Source organism: Micromonospora sp. SD19 (genome assembly GCF_054462275.1).
Map to the genome: position 1 here is coordinate 730141 of NZ_JBTLMN010000002.1, position 17566 is coordinate 747706.

The following is a 17566-nucleotide window of genomic DNA, read 5'->3' on the forward strand; positions in this document are numbered from 1 at the left end:
GCCGGTACCGGACCGGCCCGGAGGTGCGCATGTCGCGACAGCAGTTCGGCTTCCTCGCCGGGTTCCTCGCCGTGGCGGTCTGGGCGCTCGCCGGCGCCGGCGCGGCCGCCCTCGCCGTGCTCGCCGGCCTGCTCGGCTGGCTGGTCGTCCGGGTGCTCGACGGCGACCTCGCGGTGACCGGGCTCGGTGACCGTCGCGGCGACGCTCGGCGACGCCCATGACCACCCGTCCGTCCACCGGGCCGAACCCCGGCACCGGGATGGCCGCCGGGACGACCGGTTTGCCGGGCGACGCGGCCGATGTCGCGCGGATCGCGGCGCAGGCGGCCAGCCTCGTGCCGGGCGTGTCCGTGGTCCGCCCGGCGGCGGTCCGCCTGGATGACCGGTCCGTCGGACTCGACCTGCACCTGATCACCTGGTACGGGCACAGCGTGCCGACGATCGCCGAAACCGTCCGAACGGTGGTCGCCGACCAGGTAGCCGCCCAGACCGGGCTCACCGTGGCGGTGGTGACCGTCACCGTGGACGACCTGCTCGTCCCCGGCGTCGACTCCTCCGCAGCCGGCGCCGCCGCGCCCGAGGACGGCTGAGATGCGCACCGCCAACCGGATCGCGTCGGTGCTGCTGGGCGCCGCGCTGCTCGTCGGCGGCGCGGTGACGGCCGTGCAGGCGGTGCTCCTCACAGTGCACCGCCGCGCACCGCTGGACACCACCGGCTGGTGGGACGCGCTGAGCGCCACCCGGTGGCGCGATCCCACGGTCCGCACCGTGGCCACTGCGAGCCTCCTGCTGGGCCTGGCGCTGCTCGCCGCCCAGCTGCGCCGCTGGGCGCCGGTCCGCCTGAGCGCCGACGAGCACGACGGCTGGTACCTGCACCGGCGCTGTGTGGAACGCCGGCTCGCCGACGCCGCCGCCGCGGTGCCGGGCGTCCGCCGCGCCCGCGCCCGGCTCCGACGGCACCACGGCCAGTGGCGCCCCCGGATCCGCGCGAGCGGCGACCCGGCGGCCCGGGCGGAGATCGAGTTCGCCGTGCACCAGGAGTTGCACCGGCTCACCGCGCCCCGCCCCGCCCGGGTCGACGTCCGGCTGCTGCCCCGACGGCGGCCGGCGTGACCAACGCCGCGCACCGACTGCTGTGGACCGTCATCGCGCTGCTGCTGGTGGCGGGCGGCGCGGTGGCGCTGGCGGCCAGCCTCGGCACCCTGCCCGGCGTCGACCCGGCGGCGGCGCTGCTCAGCGCCGATCTGGTCGACCGGTGGCGGACGGCCGCGCCGTGGAGCACCCTGGCGGTGGCCGTGGTCGGGGCGCTGTTCGCCCTGGCCGGGCAGCGCCTGCTGGCCCGGGAGCTGCGGGGCCCCGGCGGCACGCTGCGCGGCACGCTGAGCCATCCCGGACGCCGGCCGGGCCGGACCCGGCTGCCCGCCGACGTTCTCACCGACGCGTTGGTACGCGACCTAAGCGGCAACCCCGGGGTACGCCGGGCCCGGGTGGTGCTCACCGGCCCGGCACCGCACCCCGACGTGTGGATCCGGGTGGACCTCACCGCCGACGCGCCGGCCGCCGGCGTACGCGAGCACGTGCACGCGGCAGTCCGCCGATTCGCGGCGACGACCCACTGCCAGCCCGCGCACCTCGACGTGACCGCCCGCATCGAGCCCGCCCCTCAGTGACCCGCCGCCGCACCGACCGGCCGGATCGGTGCCGGCGGGTCAGCCGTCGGCGCGGCGGCGGGCGGCCAGGACGCTGGCGCCCATGGAGACCGCCAGGGTCAGCACCACCACGGCGAGGGTCAGCCAGACCGGCAGCTTGCCCACCGGCGTCTCGGCGAGAATCAGCTTCAGCCCGGCGAAGGCCAGCAGCAGCGCGAGCCCGTACCGCAGGTAGCCGAAGTGCCGCAGGAGGCCGGCGAGGCAGAAGTAGAGGCTGCGCAGACCCAGGACGGCGAACGCGGTGGCCGTCCAGACCAGGAAGGTGTTCGTGGTGATGGCGAGGATCGCCGCCACCGAGTCGATGGCGAAGACCACGTCGGTGGCCTCGATGGAGACGAGCGCCACCAGCAGCAGCGTCGCCACCCGCCGGCCGGCCACCCGGGCGGTGAACCGGTCGCCGTGGTAGCGGGCGTCGGTGGGCACCAACCTGCGGAACAGCCGGACCACGACGTTGCGTTCCGGGTCGACGTCCGGCTTTCCGCGTACGGCCAGCCGCCAGCCGGTCCAGACCAGGAACCCGCCCAGCACGAACCCGGCCCAGGTGAGCCGGTCCAGCAGCTCGGCACCGGCGAGGATGAACAGCAGCCGGAAGACGAGCGCGCCCACGACACCCCAGAACAGCACCTTGTGCTGGTAGCCCGGCGGCACCTGGAAGTAGCCGAAGAGCAGCGCGAAGACGAACACGTTGTCCACCGAGAGCGCCTTCTCCAGCAGGTAGCCGGAGAAGTACGCGATGGCCGGGTCACCGCCGAGGCCCCACCAGACGACCAGCCCGAACAGCAGACCCGCGCCGATCCAGACGGCGCTCCACAGCACCGCCTCGCGGAGCTCGATGACGTGGTTGTCCCGGTGCAGGAGCACATCCACGGCGAGCATCACCGCGATCACCACGCCGACCGCCGCCCAGGCCCACAGCGGAACCGCGACCGTCGCCTCAGCCACCGACGCCCTCCGCATCGACCACCGCGCACCGCCCGTCACTAGGCCGGCCCTCTTTCGAGCCTAGGTGACCGCCCGACCCGGCATCGGGCGGTCCGACGAAGTCCGGGTCGCCGGGCCGGCCCGCTCGACCCGGGCGGCGACCGGCAGCGGGAGTCGGTGCGCGCGGTCGGGGTCGGGCGCGCGACCCGCGCTCAGGCGACCGGCATCACCTGGCCGGGGTCGAGAACCGTGTCGTCGGCGTCGTAGGCGATCGCGTTGATCACCCGCACGACGCCACTGACCTGCCCCGCGAGCCGACCGGCGAGGTCCACGGCGGAGCGACGGTCCAGCCGACCGGCCAGCGTCACGTCACCGTGACGGACCTCCACGGTCACCAGTCCGTCCCGTACGGCGAGCACCCGGCGGAGCACCTCCTGCACCACGTCCTCGCGGATCTCGGCGTCCGACCGCAGGTGCACCCGCAGCAGATCGGCACGACTGACGATGCCGACCAACCGACCGAGGTCGTCCAGCACGGGCAGCCGCTTGACCTGTTCGCGGTCCATCAGCCGGGCGGCGGCGGACAGCGCCGCCTGCGGATTCGTGGTGATCGCCGGCGCGGTCATCAGGTCACCGGCCAGCACTGCCGCGCTCTTGCCCCGGGCACCGCGCCGTCGGCGGCTCTCGAAGACCCGTCGCAGCGCCGGCTCACCGGCGCGTTCGACCCGGTGCAGCAGATCGGCCTCGGACACCACCCCCAGCACCCGACGGAAATCGTCGATCACCGGCACCGCGCTGACCCCGCGGCGCAACAGCACGTCGACGACCTCCCGGTACGGGGTGTCGGCAACCACCGTCTCGACCTCCCGGGTCATCACGTCACCCACCTGCCAGGTCCTCATCACGGCCTCCCTCTCCTGGTCCATCTCGGACGCTACGGCGGGGCGTCGACGGTCGTCAGGGTCGCCGGACCGGACCGGAGGGGGTCGAACGTCCCGGGCCGTTGCGGTCTGTCGGCCCTGCCGCCGAAAGCGCCGTGGGCGTCCACTGGAGATGCCACCGGGAAGCGCGGTGCGAAGCTGAGAAGGGACGTGGAGACCATGACCGCGACGATCGAGCGGGTCACCGCCGAGAACACCGCTGCGAAGGCCGGCACCGTGCACGACCGGGCCGTCCGGTACATCCTGGCCGGCACCCGGCTGGCGCTCGGCTGGATCTTCCTCTGGGCCTTCGTCGACAAGCTGTTCGGCTTCGGGATGGGCACCGAGCAGAAGAACGCCTGGATCAACGGGGGCAGCCCCACCAAGGGCTTCCTGACCTTCGGCGTGGCCGGGCCGTTCAAGGACGTCTACACCTCGATCGCCGGTGCCGCCTGGGCGGACTGGCTCTTCATGATCGGCCTGGCCGGGATCGGTGTCGCCCTGCTGCTCGGCATCGGAATGCGGATCGCCGCCGTGGCCGGTGGGCTGCTGCTGGTCCTGATGTGGACCGCCGTGCTGCCTCCGGAGAACAACCCCTTCATGGACGACCACCTGATCTACGCCGCGGTGCTGGCGGTGCTGGCCCTGGTCAACGCCGGCGACACGGTGGGCCTCGGCCGGGTGTGGGCGGCCCTGCCGATCGTCCGGCGGATGCCCTGGCTCCGGTGAACCAACGCACACCCCTCGGCGGGCGTCACCGATACCGGTGACGCCCGCCGCTCCGTCGGGTCAGCCAGCACCAGCGGGACCGTCGGCCTCCCGATCGACGGATGGGCTGCGGAGCAGGTGGCGGGTCCGCCGCACATCGGTGGGGGGTGATCCGGCAGGATCGACGGTGACCGGACACATCACCCAACACGGCAGGAGATCCCCGCATGAACCAGGCAGCAGGCGCCCGATCGGGTAAGCCCGAGGTTGGTCCGATCGAGGGTGCACCGCCGGCCGACCTCGTGATCGAGGACATCACCGTGGGCGACGGCCCGCAGGCCGAGCCGGGCCAGCTGGTCAGCGTGCACTACGTCGGCGTGTCGCACTCCACCGGCGGCGAGTTCGACTCGTCCTGGAACCGGGGCGAGGCGTTCGACTTCCCGCTCGGCGGCGGTCAGGTCATCGCCGGCTGGGACCAGGGCGTCGCCGGCATGCGGGTCGGCGGTCGCCGCCGGCTGACCATCCCGCCGCACCTGGGGTACGGCGACCGCGGCGCGGCCGGCGTGATCAAGCCGGGTGAGACGCTGATCTTCGTCGTCGACCTGCTCGACGTGCGCTGAGTCGTTGTCGGGGTCGCCGGCCCACCCGCCGGCGGCCCCGCGCCGACCTCGGGCGCGGCGGGTGGGAGCACGCCTCGTCGGGCGGGGTCAGGCGGCCAGTTGCAGGTCGGTGGTCGCGACCACCGGGCGGCGCGCGGCCTCGATCACCGTGGCCGGCTCCAGGATCGTCATCACGCGGTGCAGCCCGCTGACCCGCAGCACCCGCGCCACCACCGGGCTCGGGTCGACCAGCACCAGCTCGCCACCGCGGGCCCGGACGCGCAGATGCGCGGCAAGCAGCGTGCGAACGCCAGCCGCCGAGAGCAGCCGCAGCTGCGACAACTCGACGTGAAGCACCGGGCGGGCCGGCGCGGACCACAGCGCGGACCGGAACGCGGCCACCGTGGCGATGTCGATCTCGCCGGCCACCCGCATGAGGACCCGCTCGTCACCCACGCTGACCTGCACGTCGAACCGGTCGCTGTGCTCTTCCATGCAGTGAAATCTAGCCGCCACCACCGACACTTTCGTCCCTCCACGCAGTGATTCCGGGTACGCCCAGGGGCATACCCCGAGCTGCACCGTCTCCCTCTCGGGGTGGAGTCAGGGGCTCGGGCGGCGCGCCGCCCGGACGCGGAGTTCGCGGGTCGGCAGGCACGCGGGTGGAGAATAGGTCGATGCTGATCCCCCGGCCCCGGCCGCCCCGGCTGATCCGCCCGGTCCGCGAACCGGCGACCAGCCCTCCGGCGCTGGCCGGCGCCTGGGCCCCCACCGACCGGCGGCTCGACCAGGCCGAGTTGCTCCCCCTCCCCGCCGGGGCCGTCGGCCCCGAGGACGTCCTGGTCGACGGCGGCGGGCGGGTGATCAGTGGTGATGAGGACGGTCGGCTCTGGTGGTGGCCGGTCGACGCGCGCGCCGGCACCCGACCCCACCTGCTGGCCGAGACCGGTGGCCGTCCGCTCGGCATCGAGCTGGACCCGTCCGGCGAGGCCCTGGTGGTCTGTGACGCGTACCGCGGGTTGCTGCGGGTCACGCCGGACGGCGCGGTACGCGAACTCACCGGAACGGCACCGCCGGTGCACCTGGCCAACAACGCGACGGTGGGCCGGGACGGCACCATCTACTTCACCGACAGCTCCGACCGGTTTCCGGTTTCGCACTGGAAGCGGGACCTGCTGGAGCACCGCCCCAACGGGCGGGTGCTGGCCCACCAGCCGGGCAGCGGCCGCACCGAGGTGGTGACCGACGGGCTGTACTTCCCCAACGGGATCGCGCTGACCCCGGACGAGTCGGCGCTGATGGTCGTGGAGACCAGCACCCACCGGCTGCTGCGCGTCGAGCTGAGCGGCGGCGTGCGGGTGCTCGCCGACCTGCCCGCGTACCCGGACAATCTCGCCTCGGTGGGTGACGGGACGTACTGGATCGCGCTGCCCAGCCCTCGGGTGCCGATCGCCGAGCGGCTGCTGCCCCATCCGCGGCTGCGGCAGATCGCCGCTCTGCTGCCCGACGCCCTGCAACCGCAGCCCCGCCGCTACGGGCTGGTCGCGCTCGTCGACGGCGCGGGCGCGGTCCGCCGGACGCTGCACGGCCCGAGCGGGCACTACTCGATGATCACCGGGGTACGCCAGCACGGCGACCAGCTCTGGCTGGGCAGCCTGACCGGGACCGGGGTGGCCCGCGTACCCCTGGGGTGATGGCCGACAGGGCCGGCCCGCCGTGGTGGCGGGCCGGCCCTGTGCTGCCGATCGGTGACTCAGCGACCGCTGACCGAGGGCGCCGGTGCGGGCGATCCGCCGGCCACCGCGCCCGGGTGCGCCGGGGCGACCGGCGCGGGCTTGAGGCCCGGCGGCACCGGCAGGGCGCTGCCCCGGGCGAACTCGTCCCAGCTCACGTTCCAGGCGGTCCAACCGTTGCCCGGCTGCAGCTCCACCTCGGTGCCCTTGACGGTGATCAGGTCACCGACCTGCGTGACCCCCATCAACCAGTCGGCCGCCGCGGCGGAGACGTTCGCGCAACCGTGCGACACGTTGGTGTTGCCCTGGTCCCCCTCGGACCAGGGGGCGGAGTGGATGAACTCGCCGCCCCAGGTGTAGCGCTGGGCGTCGTCGACGTCGACTACGTAACCGCCGTTCGGCTCGCCCCGGGTGTCGAAGGTGGTCCGCTCGTGCTTCTCCATGATCACCATCTTGCCGCTGGAACTCGGCGTGCTCGGCTTGCCCAGGCTGACCGGGATCCGGCGGATCTGCTTGCCGTCGCGCAGCACCGTCATCTGCTTGGTGGCATTGTCGATCTCCAGCGAGACCTGTCGCCCGATCTTGGAGGTCGCGGTCCGCTCGGCGTCACCGACCTTGTCCTTGCCGATCGGCAGACCCTCCAGACCGGCCCGGACGCTGATGGTGGTTCCCGGCTTCCAGAAATCGGGCGCCCGGTAATAGACCTGAGTGCCGTCGGCCAGCCACGACCAGGTGCCCGGCTGCGGCGGATTGGTCTTTACGAACAACCGCCGCTGCACATCCGCTCTGGCCTCTTTCGGAATTCCCGGGTCGAACGCCACCGTTACCGGCATCGCGGTGCCGTACGTCCGATTACCGTTGAAATAGAGTGTGCTGGTGATCTGCGGTTTGGTCGATTTGGCCATCGTGGTGAAGGTGGTGCTGCGCGTGGTGGTGGCACCGGAGTCACCGGTCGCGGTCACCTCGGCGGTGTAGGTCCGCTTCGGCTGCAGCGGGGCGTTCGGCACCCAGCCGGAGCCGTCCTCGCGCGGCTCGGCGTTGACCTGCTTGCCCTTGTCGTCGGTGAGGCGTACGGCGGTGACCCGCCCGCCCTTGACCACGGTGCCCACCTCGGCGCTGACCGGGACGTCCCGGGCCTTGTCCCCCGGTGTCACAGCGAGTTCCGGTGGGGCGGCGTGCTTCTTGGCCGAGCCGGTCGCCGACTCCCGCTCGGCGGTGCACGCACCCAGGACGAGTGGTGCGGCTGCGATGGTTACGGCCAACAGCGTCAATCGCCGCCTAGACGTCATGTTTCAGTCCCCCCGTTTCGACTTCCCTCCGTCACATTCTCGCTTGCCGGAGTGAGCCATTAGCGGCATTCGGAAATAATTGGCCGCGCATTTATCGACGCATTTTCCGACAATGCTCCAGTTGGCCGGAACAGGGGCGCAACCGACCGGTGTCGTGCGCTTCGCGCCGCTTGAGCGACGCGACGTCGACTGTCCGGATGCCCGCAGGCGCCGGTCCCCGAGGGCGGCCTCGCGGCACGGCCGGCCGGGACCGGGCGCGGCCATCGGGTGCGGGGCGCGGGAGGCAGGAGGTCACGGCCGGTGGCGCACCTCGGGGGCGGACTTTTGTCAATTGGAGCGAAGCTTCTGCCGAACGCGACAAAGCTTTGCCTTCGTCCGAAGGCAAGGGTAAGGTCACGATCCAGATAGAGGGTTGCCCATTCGTCGATCAACTTGCCGCCACCTGTGCCGGGTCGCCGCGATCCGCCCCCGATGGGTCCGGGCCGCACCCACGAGCCGTCCCTCACCGTCCCGCCGAAGCCCACCGCGGCCGGTTCGGCGCGCCCGGCAGACGGCAGTCAGGTCGACCTCCGTCGACGGCGTACCAGCCGTCAGGAAGGGACCACCACCATGGATCAACAACTCAACACACCGGCATCCGAGCCGGTCAGCCGCCGTGGCGTGCTGCGTGCCGCGACCGTCTCCGCGGCTGCCGTCGGCGCCGCCGGTCTGCTCGCCGGCCCGGCCACCGCCGCACCCGGCGCATCCGGGGCGCAGGCCCAGGGCCGCCGTCGGGTGCCGGTGGACCGGATCAGCATTCAGCTCTACACCCTGCGTGACCAACTCGCCATCGACCTGCCCGGCACCCTGGACGCGCTGCGCCGGATCGGCTACCGGCGGGTGGAGCACGCCGGTTTCGTCGGCCGCACCGCGGCGCAGTTCCGGGCGGCGCTCGACGACGCCGGGCTGCGTTCCACCTCCGGGCACGTCGGCATCCCCCAGCCGTTCGACGCCGCCACCTGGGAGCAGGCCCTCGCCGACGCCAACGTGGTGGGCTGCAAGAAGATCGTCCACCCGTACTTCGGTCGGGACGCGGCCGGTCAGCCGATCCGCGACCCCGCCGTCTACCGGGCCCTGGCTCGCGACCTGAACAAGGCCGGACGGCTCGCCGAGCGCGCCGGGCTCGAATTCGGCTACCACAACCACCAACTCGAGTTCGTGCCGCTGACCGGGGGCTCGACCGGGTTCGACATCCTCAGCTCCCAGACCGATCCCCGGCTCGTCCACTTCGAGCTCGACCTCTACTGGACGTGGCGGGGCGCCCACGACCCGGTCGACGTGATCCGGGCCAACCGCGGCCGGATCCGCCAGGTGCACGTCAAGGACCTCGACGTCGAGGCCGGCTTCGCCGACCTCGGTGACGGCGTCATCGACTTCGGCCGGATCTTCGCCCACGAGCGGGAGGCCGGCATCGAGGAGTACATCGTGGAGCGTGACGACGCGGGCACCGCGCCGCGCTCCCCCGCCGACGCCCTGGACACCGCCCGCGTCGGCTTCGACTACCTCGCCTCACTCCGGTACTGAAAACACCTCGGGGGACACACCTGATGAACAGGACCGCACTCGCGTCCGCCCTGCTGCTGGTGACGGCCGGCCTGGCCGTGCCGCCGTCGGCAGCGGCCGCCGCGCCGGCCGCGCCGCCGGACAGCAGCTTCCAGAAAGTGACACTCAACGACTTCCCGGGCGAGCCGATCAGCCTCGCCGTGCTGCCCGACCTGCGGGTGCTGCACACCTCCCGCACCGGTGAGGTCCGCATCCACGACCCGCGCACCGGGCTGAACACCCTCGCCGCCGACATCCCGGTGTACGAGCACGACGAGGAGGGGTTGCAGGGGGTCGCCATCGACCCGAACTTCGCCCAGAACAAGTGGGTGTACCTCTACTACTCGCCGCCGATGGACACCCCGGTGGACGACCCGGCGACCCCCGACGTCAACGAGGGGGACGCGCCGGAGACCGGCACCGCGGCGGACTGGCAGCGGTTCAAGGGCGCGCTGCGGTTGTCCCGGTTCAAGCTGGACGGGATGCGGCTGAACCTCGCCAGCGAGCAGCAGATCATCGAGGTGCCGACCGACCGGGGCATCTGCTGCCACGTCGGCGGTCAGATCGACTTCGACAGCAAGGGCAACCTGTACCTGTCGACCGGCGACGACACCAACCCGTTCGCCTCCGACGGCTACATCCCGATCGACGAGCGGGCCGACCGTAACCCGGCGTACGACGCCCAGCGCACCTCCGCCAACACCAACGACCTGCGCGGCAAGTTGCTGCGCATCAAGCCGAAGGCCGGTGGTGGTTACACGGTCCCGGCCGGCAACCTGTTCAAGCCCGGCACGGCGCAGACCCGCCCGGAGATCTACGCGATGGGGCTGCGCAACGCGTTCCGGTTCGCCGTCGACAGGCGCACCGACAACGTGTACCTGGGCGACTACTCCCCCGACGCCTCCAACCCGAACCCGGAGCGCGGGCCGGCCGGACACGGCCGGTGGATGATGATCGACAAGCCGGCGAACTACGGCTGGCCGTACTGCGTGACGCCGACGATCGCCTACCGCGACTACGACTTCGCCACCGGCCAGTCCGGCAAGAAGTTCAACTGCGCGCGCCCGGTCAACGACTCACCGCACAACACCGGCAAGCGGCAGCTGCCGCCGGTCGAGCAGCCGCAGGTCTGGTACCCGTCCACGGCCTCGGCTGAGTTCCCGCAGCTGGGCACCGGCGGTATCGGTCCGATGGGCGGCCCGGCGTACGACTACGACGGGACCAGCACCTCACGGACCCGCTGGCCGGCCTACTACGACGGGGTTCCGCTGTTCTACGAGTGGACCCGCGACTACATCAAGGAGTTCCGCCTCGACTCCGACGGCGACGTCACCGACATCCGCCCGGTGGTGCCGTCGCTGGTGGTGGACAACCCGATGGACATGGAGTTCGGCCCGGACGGCGCGCTCTACGTGCTCGAGTACGGCGACGGCTACTTCGCCGAGAACCCGGACGCGCAGCTGTCCCGGATCGACTTCGTCCGGGGCAACCGGACCCCGATCCCGAAGATCAGTGGTACGCCGACCGTGGGCCAGGCCCCGCTGACCGTCGCGTTCTCCAGCGCCGGCACGACCGACCCGGACGGCGACAAGCTGAGCTACGCGTGGGACTTCAACGCGGACGGCTCGGTGGACAGCACCGCGCCGAACGCGAGCTGGACGTTCCCGGAGAACGGCTCGTACACCCCGACGCTGAAGGTGACCGACCGCACCGGCCGTTCCGCCTCGGCCACCCTGCCCCTGGTGGTCGGGCCGACCGCGCCGATCGTCGAGTTCGTCGCCCCGGTGGCCGGTCAGCCGTTCGAGTTCGGGCAGACGGTCGCCTACGAGGTGAAGGTCACCGACGACCTGCCGGTGGACTGCTCCCGGGTGAAGGTCACCTACGTGCTCGGGCACGACGAGCACGGGCACCCGCTCTCCACCTCGACGGGTTGCAGTGGGACCATCCCCACCTTCCTGGACGGTGGGCACAGCGGCGCTGACAACCTGACCGCGGTGTTCGTCGCGGAGTACACCGACGCGCCGACCGACCCGGGTGTACCCCCGCAGTCCGGCTCGGCGACGGTCGTGCTGGACCCGACCCCGGTGGCCGGCCTGGCCGGCTGACCAGTTCCACAGCGTGACAGCGGCGGCGGTCGGAGCGTTCCGGCCGCCGCCGCCCGTCGGTCAGCTCCAGTCGCTGTCGACGTGGTTGTCACGCCAGCGTCCACCCACCGGCGGGGTGTCCAGCCGCATCCCCTCCTCGGCGTTGCCGGCGAGGTCGTTGTCCTCGACCCGGCAGTCCACGCAACTGCCCCGATCGGTGATCCACAGCCCGTGCGTCTGGGTCTGGTTGTCGTGGTTGTCCCAGATCCGGTTTCCGCGGATGGTGGCCGAGTCGAACGGCGCGTTGATGGTGATGCCGGCCCGCTGCCCGGGTGCGGGGTCGAGTTCGTACGCACAGCCCGGCGGCGGCACGTCTCCGCTCCACGCGCTGAACGCGTCCGGGCGGACCGGGGCCAGGGTGAGTTCGTCGCCGGTGTTGGCGGCGACAGTGGCCACCGACCGACCGACCCGCAGGATCTTGCCGCGGTGCCCGTCGTGCGGCCAGTCGGCGGTGCGGTCCACCAGGCTCCGCTCGCTGTAGCGGACGGCCTCGCCCGCGCCGCCGGCGGCCCGGCCGTACTGCCGCCCGTTGTTGCGGATCCGGTTGTTGAGCAGCACCGCGTCGCTCATCTGGTGGTCGATCCGGACCGCGTCGAGGCCGTTGCCCCAGAACTCGTTGCTCTCGATCACCACGTCCCGGACCGGGCCCTGGTAACCGCGCCCGAGATCGCGGGAGTGGTAACCGTGCTGGCCGTTGCCGCTGATCCGGTTGCCCCGGACGATGTACGGTCCGGGGCTGTTGCCGATGCTGATCCCGTCGCGCAGGTTGCCGTCGATGACGCAGTCGGTGACGAGTCCGCCCCGCCCGGCCACCGTGGAGGTGCCCTGCGACGACACGTCGAAGCCGGCCTCCAGGTTTCCGGTCATCGTGCAGGCGGAGACGATCAGGCCGTCGGCGCCCCAGTCGGAGATGCCGAAGCGGTTGCCCTGGCTGTGGCAGCCGATGATGCGGTAGCCGCGCGGTGGGGTCCAGTAGTCCTTCTGCAGCTCCAGGAAGATGCCGTTGGTGCCGTTGGCCAGGGCGGTGCAGTTGGCGATGGTCAACCGCTCCACCGGTCCCCAGCCACCGATGCCGATCCCGATGCCGGCGCCGCCCATCTGCTCGCCGTTGTCCAGTCGGCCACAGCCGACCACCACCACCCCGTCGATCAGGGAGTCCTGGAGGAAGTCGCAGCCCAGGCCGCTGGCCGCGGTGTGGTGGATGTAGAGGTTGCGGAAGACGCCGCGCACCACGTACTGCAGGCCGAGGCCCTTGGCCAGGTAGTTGTACTCGGCCATGGCGACGGCGGAGCCGTCGATCTGGAAGTCGGCGAAGGTGCAGTCCGCGATGTGCCGGTCCCGGTCGGCGCCGTGCTGCACCGTGGTCCAGAAGGCCAACGGGGTCGGGTCGGCCCGGTTGCCCTCGTTGCTGAGCATGAACCGGGTCGCCGCCGGGCCGGCCCCGATCAGCGACACCCCGCTGCGCCACACCGTGCCGGCGTCGCGGATCGAGTAGATGCCCGGCGGGCAGTAGATCACCCGGGCCCGCCCGTCGGAGGCGTACCCGGCGCCGAGCCGGTCCACCAGGGCGGCCAGCGCCGGCTGGTCGTTGGTGGAGCCGTCGCCGGTCAGCCCGTACTCCAGGGCGTCGCAGTAGAGCGGCGCGCCGGCCGCGGCGGGCCGTCGCACCCGGACCGAGTTCAGTAGCAGCTCGTTCGCCACGGCCACAGGCCGGCTCCCTTCGACGCGTTCGGTGCGCTCCGGCGGGGCCGACTTCCCCCTGACACCGCCGGGAAACCCCCGGGCGTGCGCCGGCCCCGGCGCCGCACGGGCGACACCGGGGCCAGGGGTACGCGTCAGACGGCGGCGATCAGCAGCGCCGGGCGCTCCACACAGTCGGCGACGTGGCGCAGGAAGCCACCGGCCACCCCGCCGTCGCAGACCCGGTGATCGAAGGTGAGGCTGAGCTGGGTCACCTTGCGGACGGCGAGCTGCCCGTCGACCACCCACGGCTTGTCCACGATCCGCCCGACCCCGAGCAGGGCCGCCTCGGGGTGGTTGATGATCGGCGTGGAGCCGTCGACGCCGAACACCCCGTAGTTGTTCAGCGTGAAGGTGCCACCGGTCAGCCGGGCCGGGGGCAGGCTGCCGGCCCGCGCGGCGGCGGTGGTCGCCGCCAGTTCGGCGGCCAGTTCGGCGGTGGTGAGCCGCTGGGCGTCGCGCAGCACCGGCACCAGCAGCCCCCGGTCGGTCTGCGCGGCGATGCCGAGGTGCACCCCGGCGGACTGGACGATCCGCTGCCCCTCGGTGTCGACCCGGGCGTTGAGCTGCGGGAACCGGCGCAGCCCGCTGAGGCAGATCCGGGCCAGCAGGGCCAGGATGCTGACCGGCGCGTCGGGCGTCGCCGCGTTGATCGCCGCGCGGGTCTCCAGCAGCCCGGTGGCGTCCACGTCGACCCAGATGGTCACCTCGGGGATCTCCCGCCGGCTGCGGGAGAGCTTGTCGGCGATCACCTTGCGCACGCCGGTGAGCGGCACGATCACGTCGCCGTCCCCGGTCGGCGCGAGGGCGACGTGCGGGTCGGGCACGGCGGCGAGCCGGGCGGCGGGGGCGGCCAGCGCGGCCTCCACGTCGGCGCGGCGGATCACCCCGCCGGGCCCGGTGCCCCGCACGGTGCCGAGGTCGACGCCGTGCTCGCGGGCCAGCCGCCGCACGATCGGCGAGATGACCAGAGCGGAGGGCGATGGTGCCGGGTCGCCGGTCGGGCCACCGGCAACCGCGCCGGTCGGTGCGGTGTCGGCCGGTTCGGGGGCGACCGTCAGGCGGGGCCGACGCCGACGGCGGGTGGTGGTGCCGTGGCCCGTGCCGTACCCGATCAGCACGTTGCCAGACCCGGCCCGCTCCTCCTCGCGGTAGGTGGCGTGCCCGGCGGGCTCGTCGCCCCCGTCCAACGGCGCGATGGTGATCAGCGGCTGGCCGACCGGGCGTACCTCACCGGCCGCGCCGTGCAGGGTGACCACCCGCCCGGCGTACGGGCAGGGCACGTCGACGACGGCCTTGGCGGTCTCCACCTCGACCACGCTCTGGTCGACGGTGACGATGTCTCCCACGGCGACCCGCCACTCGACGATCTCGGCCTCGCTCAGCCCTTCGCCCAGGTCGGGCAGGAGGAAGACCTGCGTCCGTTCGACGGTGGTCATGCCGCCGCCCAACGCGCGTCCGGCTGGTCGTCCCACTGCAGGCGGGCCACCGCGTCGAGCACCCGGTCCACGCCGGGCAGGTGGGTGTGCTCCAGCATCGGCGCCGGGTACGGGATGTCCAGCCCGGCGACCCGCAGCACCGGGGCGTGCAGCGCGTGGAAGCAGCGCTCCTGCACCCGGGCGGCGATCTCCGCGCCGACGCCCGCGAAGCCGGGCGCCTCCTGGATCACCACGCACCGGCCGGTCCGCCGGACCGAGGCGGTGATGGTGGCGTCGTCGAACGGCACGATCGTGCGCACGTCGACGACCTCCAGGTCCCACCCCTCCTCGCGGGCGGCCTCGGCGGCCTCCAGCGCGACCGGCACCGCCGGCCCGTACGCCACCAGCGTGGCGTCCCGACCGGGGCGGCGCACGACGGCCCGGCCGAACGGCTCGGTGCGGGCCGGGAGCGACGCGTCGGCGCTGGCGAAGTAGAGCTTCTTGGGCTCCATGAAGACCACCGGGTCGGGGTCGTCGATCGCCTCGCGCAGCAGCGAGTACGCGTCGTCGACGGTGGCCGGCGTGACCACCTTCAGCCCTGGGGTGTGCGCGTAGTACGCCTCGGACGAGTCGCAGTGGTGCTCGACCCCGCCGATCCCGCCCGCGTACGGCACCCGGATGACGATCGGCACGCTCAGCGCGCCCCGGGTGCGGTTGCGCAGCTTCGCCACGTGCGAGGCGATCTGCTCGAACGCCGGGTACGCGAACGCGTCGAACTGCATCTCGACCACCGGGCGCAGGCCGGACATGGCCAGGCCGACGGCGAAGCCGACGATGCCGGCCTCGGCGAGGGGGGTGTCGAAGCAGCGCTTGTCGCCGAAGCGGGCCTGCAGGCCGTCGGTGATCCGGAAGACGCCGCCGAGCGCGCCGACGTCCTCGCCGAAGACGACGACCCGGTCGTCGGCGGCGAGCGCGTCGGCGAGCGCGGTGTTGAGCGCCTTCGCCATGGTGGTGGCCATCAGGCGTCACCCTCCTCGGCGCGGGCGGCGGCCAGTTCGGCGCGGACCTGCTCACGCTGTTCGATCAGCTGCGGGGTGGGTTCGGCGTAGACGTGGTCGAAGAGGCTCAGCGGGTCGACAGCGGGCTGCGCGTTCATCCGGGTCCGCAGGTCCGCCGCGTACGCCTCGGCCTGCTCGGCGATCTCGGCGACCGCCGCGTCGTCGAGCACGCCGCGGGCGCGCAGGTAGGTCTCCAGCCGGGCGATCGGGTCCCGGTCCCGCCAGGCGTCGACCTCGGCGCCGTCGCGGTAGCGGCTGGCGTCGTCGGCGTTCGTGTGCGGTTCCATCCGGTAGGTGTGCGCCTCGACCAGGAACGGTCCCTTGCCGGCCCGGGCGTGGGCGACCGCGCGGGTGAGCACGGCGAGCACCGCTACCGGGTCGTTGCCGTCGACCTGCTCGCTGGGTACGCCGTAGCCGACGCCCTTGTAGGCCAGCGACGGCGCGGCGGTCTGCCGGGACAGCGGCACGCTGATCGCGTACTTGTTGTTCTGCACGAAGTAGACCACCGGCGCCTTGAACACGGCGGCGAAGTTGACCCCCTCGTGGAAGTCGCCCTCGCTGGTGGCGCCGTCGCCGATGAAGGCCAGCGCCACGGTGTCGCGACCCTGGTACGCCTCACCGTGGGCCAGCCCGGCGGCGTGCACGCACTGGGTGGCGAGCGGGGTGCACTGCGGTGCGGTGCGTACCTCGGTCGGGTCGTAGCCGCAGTGCCAGTCGCCGCGCAGCAGGGTGAGCACCTCGACCGGGTCGATGCCCCGGGCAACCAGCGCCATCGACTCGCGGTACGTGGGGAAGACCCAGTCGGTGTCGCGGACCGCGAGGACCGCGCCGACCTGGCACGCCTCCTGGCCTCGCGAGGACGGGTAGACGGCGAGCCGGCCCTGCTTGGTCAGGGCGGTCGCCTGGGTGTCGAAGCGCCGGCCGAGCACCATCCGGCGGTACAGCTCGTGCAGCACCTCGGCGGCTGGTTCGGGGTAGTCGGCGCGGGCGGGCAGCGGCGTGCCGTCCTGGGCGAGCAGGCGGACCGGCTCGGCGTCCGGCAGCAACGAGCGGGCCGGGTCGGGCGGGGTGACCGTTCGACGGGCGCGCGGGGATGCCCTGCGGACCGCCTGGGGAGTGGTCGTCACGGCGGAACCTCCTGGGACGTGTGGTGAGCCTATGCTTCCGCTTGTGGATGATTGACTCAAGATCGACACAGAAGGCGGGACGGTTGGCATGCGGAGGGCCCAGCAGTGAGCCAGGAGACCGCCGACGAAGCGAGCGGGGGCGCGGGATCGGGACGATCGGCCCGCGCGTTGGACGAGGTCGACCGGCGGATCCTCGACGAGCTGGTCCGCGACGGTAGAACGTCGGTGCGCACCCTCGCCGAACGCATCCACATCTCCCGCACCAACGCGTACGCGCGGGTGGAGCGGTTGCTGCGCGACGGGGTGATCACCGGGTTCCGGGCCCAGGTGGCGCCCGAGGCGGCCGGGTTGGGCACGTCGGCGTACATCGCCCTGACCATCGAGCAGAACACCTGGCGGGAGGTGTCGGCCGAGCTGGCCCGGGTGCGCTACATCGAGCACGCCGCACTGCTCGGCGGTGACCACGACGTGCTCGCGCTGGTGCGCGCACCGGACAACGCCGCGCTGCGCGACGTGGTGCTGGGCCGGGTGCAGAGCATTCCCGGGGTGCTGTCCACCCGCACCTGGCTGGTCTTCGAGGAGTTCGACGGGGCCGGCAGTCCCTGGGCGTGACCGGCTGG

Annotated in this window: 18 protein-coding genes; 10 read left to right on the forward strand and 8 right to left on the reverse strand. The window is 72.7% G+C overall.

Annotated elements, in window-relative coordinates:
* The first annotated feature begins 29 nt into the window (after positions 1-29).
* From ACX27O_RS10485 to ACX27O_RS10500, 4 genes are read left to right on the forward strand one after another with little or no spacing between them, the layout of a single operon-like run.
* Entirely contained in the window at positions 30-221 is a 192-nt protein-coding gene (locus tag ACX27O_RS10485; protein WP_156058020.1) for a hypothetical protein, read from the forward strand.
* Complete coding sequence (locus tag ACX27O_RS10490; RefSeq protein ID WP_210865885.1) at positions 218-589, forward strand: Asp23/Gls24 family envelope stress response protein; 372 nt, start codon at positions 218-220, stop codon at positions 587-589. Before ACX27O_RS10485 ends, ACX27O_RS10490 begins: the two co-directional genes overlap by 4 nt.
* A gap of 1 nt (position 590) precedes the next feature.
* A complete protein-coding gene (locus tag ACX27O_RS10495; RefSeq protein ID WP_458939349.1) occupies positions 591-1112 on the forward strand; it encodes a DUF6286 domain-containing protein in 522 nt (173 codons plus the stop codon).
* Entirely contained in the window at positions 1109-1669 is a 561-nt protein-coding gene (locus ACX27O_RS10500; RefSeq protein ID WP_357635360.1) for a hypothetical protein, read from the forward strand. Before ACX27O_RS10495 ends, ACX27O_RS10500 begins: the two co-directional genes overlap by 4 nt.
* A gap of 39 nt (positions 1670-1708) precedes the next feature.
* Here ACX27O_RS10500 and ACX27O_RS10505 read toward each other — a convergent pair whose 3' ends face one another.
* Together ACX27O_RS10505 and ACX27O_RS10510 are read right to left on the reverse strand one after the other, a co-directional pair.
* Positions 1709-2665, reverse strand: a complete 957-nt coding sequence (locus tag ACX27O_RS10505; protein ID WP_036412683.1) for a TerC/Alx family metal homeostasis membrane protein — start codon at positions 2663-2665, stop codon at positions 1709-1711.
* Positions 2666-2841: 176 nt separating this feature from the next.
* Complete coding sequence (locus ACX27O_RS10510; protein WP_030337890.1) at positions 2842-3531, reverse strand: CBS domain-containing protein; 690 nt, start codon at positions 3529-3531, stop codon at positions 2842-2844.
* 189 nt (positions 3532-3720) lie between these two features.
* Here ACX27O_RS10510 and ACX27O_RS10515 point away from each other — a divergent pair, with 189 nt between their 5' ends.
* Both ACX27O_RS10515 and ACX27O_RS10520 read left to right on the forward strand, forming a co-directional pair.
* Positions 3721-4278, forward strand: a complete 558-nt coding sequence (locus tag ACX27O_RS10515; protein WP_030337891.1) for a DoxX family membrane protein — start codon at positions 3721-3723, stop codon at positions 4276-4278.
* Positions 4279-4484: 206 nt separating this feature from the next.
* On the forward strand, positions 4485-4877 hold the full coding sequence (locus tag ACX27O_RS10520) for an FKBP-type peptidyl-prolyl cis-trans isomerase (RefSeq protein ID WP_030337892.1): 393 nt from the start codon (positions 4485-4487) through the stop codon (positions 4875-4877).
* A gap of 87 nt (positions 4878-4964) precedes the next feature.
* Here the strand turns inward: ACX27O_RS10520 and ACX27O_RS10525 are convergent, their stop codons facing one another.
* The gene (locus tag ACX27O_RS10525; RefSeq protein WP_051708890.1) at positions 4965-5351 is read right to left on the reverse strand and encodes an STAS domain-containing protein; all 387 of its coding nucleotides are present in this window, start codon (positions 5349-5351) and stop codon (positions 4965-4967) included.
* 182 nt (positions 5352-5533) lie between these two features.
* Here ACX27O_RS10525 and ACX27O_RS10530 point away from each other — a divergent pair, with 182 nt between their 5' ends.
* The gene (locus ACX27O_RS10530) at positions 5534-6550 is read left to right on the forward strand and encodes an SMP-30/gluconolactonase/LRE family protein (protein ID WP_358128601.1); all 1017 of its coding nucleotides are present in this window, start codon (positions 5534-5536) and stop codon (positions 6548-6550) included.
* Between the two features lie 59 nt (positions 6551-6609).
* On the opposite strand, the gene ACX27O_RS10535 is transcribed toward ACX27O_RS10530, so the two are convergent.
* Positions 6610-7878 carry a L,D-transpeptidase gene (locus ACX27O_RS10535; protein ID WP_030337895.1) on the reverse strand — a complete coding sequence of 423 codons (1269 nt, stop codon included), beginning with the start codon at positions 7876-7878 and terminating at the stop codon, positions 6610-6612.
* Positions 7879-8487: 609 nt separating this feature from the next.
* Between ACX27O_RS10535 and ACX27O_RS10540 the strand changes: the two genes are divergently transcribed.
* Together ACX27O_RS10540 and ACX27O_RS10545 are read left to right on the forward strand one after the other, a co-directional pair.
* Complete coding sequence (locus ACX27O_RS10540; RefSeq protein ID WP_030337896.1) at positions 8488-9441, forward strand: sugar phosphate isomerase/epimerase family protein; 954 nt, start codon at positions 8488-8490, stop codon at positions 9439-9441.
* Positions 9442-9464: 23 nt separating this feature from the next.
* Positions 9465-11564, forward strand: coding sequence for a PQQ-dependent sugar dehydrogenase (locus ACX27O_RS10545; protein ID WP_030337897.1), 2100 nt, complete (start codon positions 9465-9467; stop codon positions 11562-11564).
* A 60-nt stretch (positions 11565-11624) separates the two neighbouring features.
* Here ACX27O_RS10545 and ACX27O_RS10550 read toward each other — a convergent pair whose 3' ends face one another.
* From ACX27O_RS10550 to pdhA, 4 genes are all read right to left on the reverse strand, one after another.
* Positions 11625-13304, reverse strand: coding sequence for a right-handed parallel beta-helix repeat-containing protein (locus tag ACX27O_RS10550; protein ID WP_458939472.1), 1680 nt, complete (start codon positions 13302-13304; stop codon positions 11625-11627).
* Between the two features lie 134 nt (positions 13305-13438).
* Positions 13439-14782 carry a dihydrolipoamide acetyltransferase family protein gene (locus tag ACX27O_RS10555; protein ID WP_458939350.1) on the reverse strand — a complete coding sequence of 448 codons (1344 nt, stop codon included), beginning with the start codon at positions 14780-14782 and terminating at the stop codon, positions 13439-13441.
* Positions 14779-15783: an alpha-ketoacid dehydrogenase subunit beta gene (locus tag ACX27O_RS10560; RefSeq protein WP_210865900.1), complete on the reverse strand. Its 1005-nt coding sequence runs from the start codon at positions 15781-15783 to the stop codon at positions 14779-14781. The genes ACX27O_RS10555 and ACX27O_RS10560 overlap by 4 nt, the downstream gene beginning before the upstream one ends.
* Positions 15780-16946, reverse strand: a complete 1167-nt coding sequence (gene pdhA / locus ACX27O_RS10565; protein WP_374224306.1) for a pyruvate dehydrogenase (acetyl-transferring) E1 component subunit alpha — start codon at positions 16944-16946, stop codon at positions 15780-15782. Before pdhA ends, ACX27O_RS10560 begins: the two co-directional genes overlap by 4 nt.
* Positions 16947-17051: 105 nt before the next feature.
* Between pdhA and ACX27O_RS10570 the strand changes: the two genes are divergently transcribed.
* On the forward strand, positions 17052-17558 hold the full coding sequence (locus tag ACX27O_RS10570) for an Lrp/AsnC family transcriptional regulator (RefSeq protein WP_030337902.1): 507 nt from the start codon (positions 17052-17054) through the stop codon (positions 17556-17558).
* Positions 17559-17566: the final 8 nt, after the last annotated feature.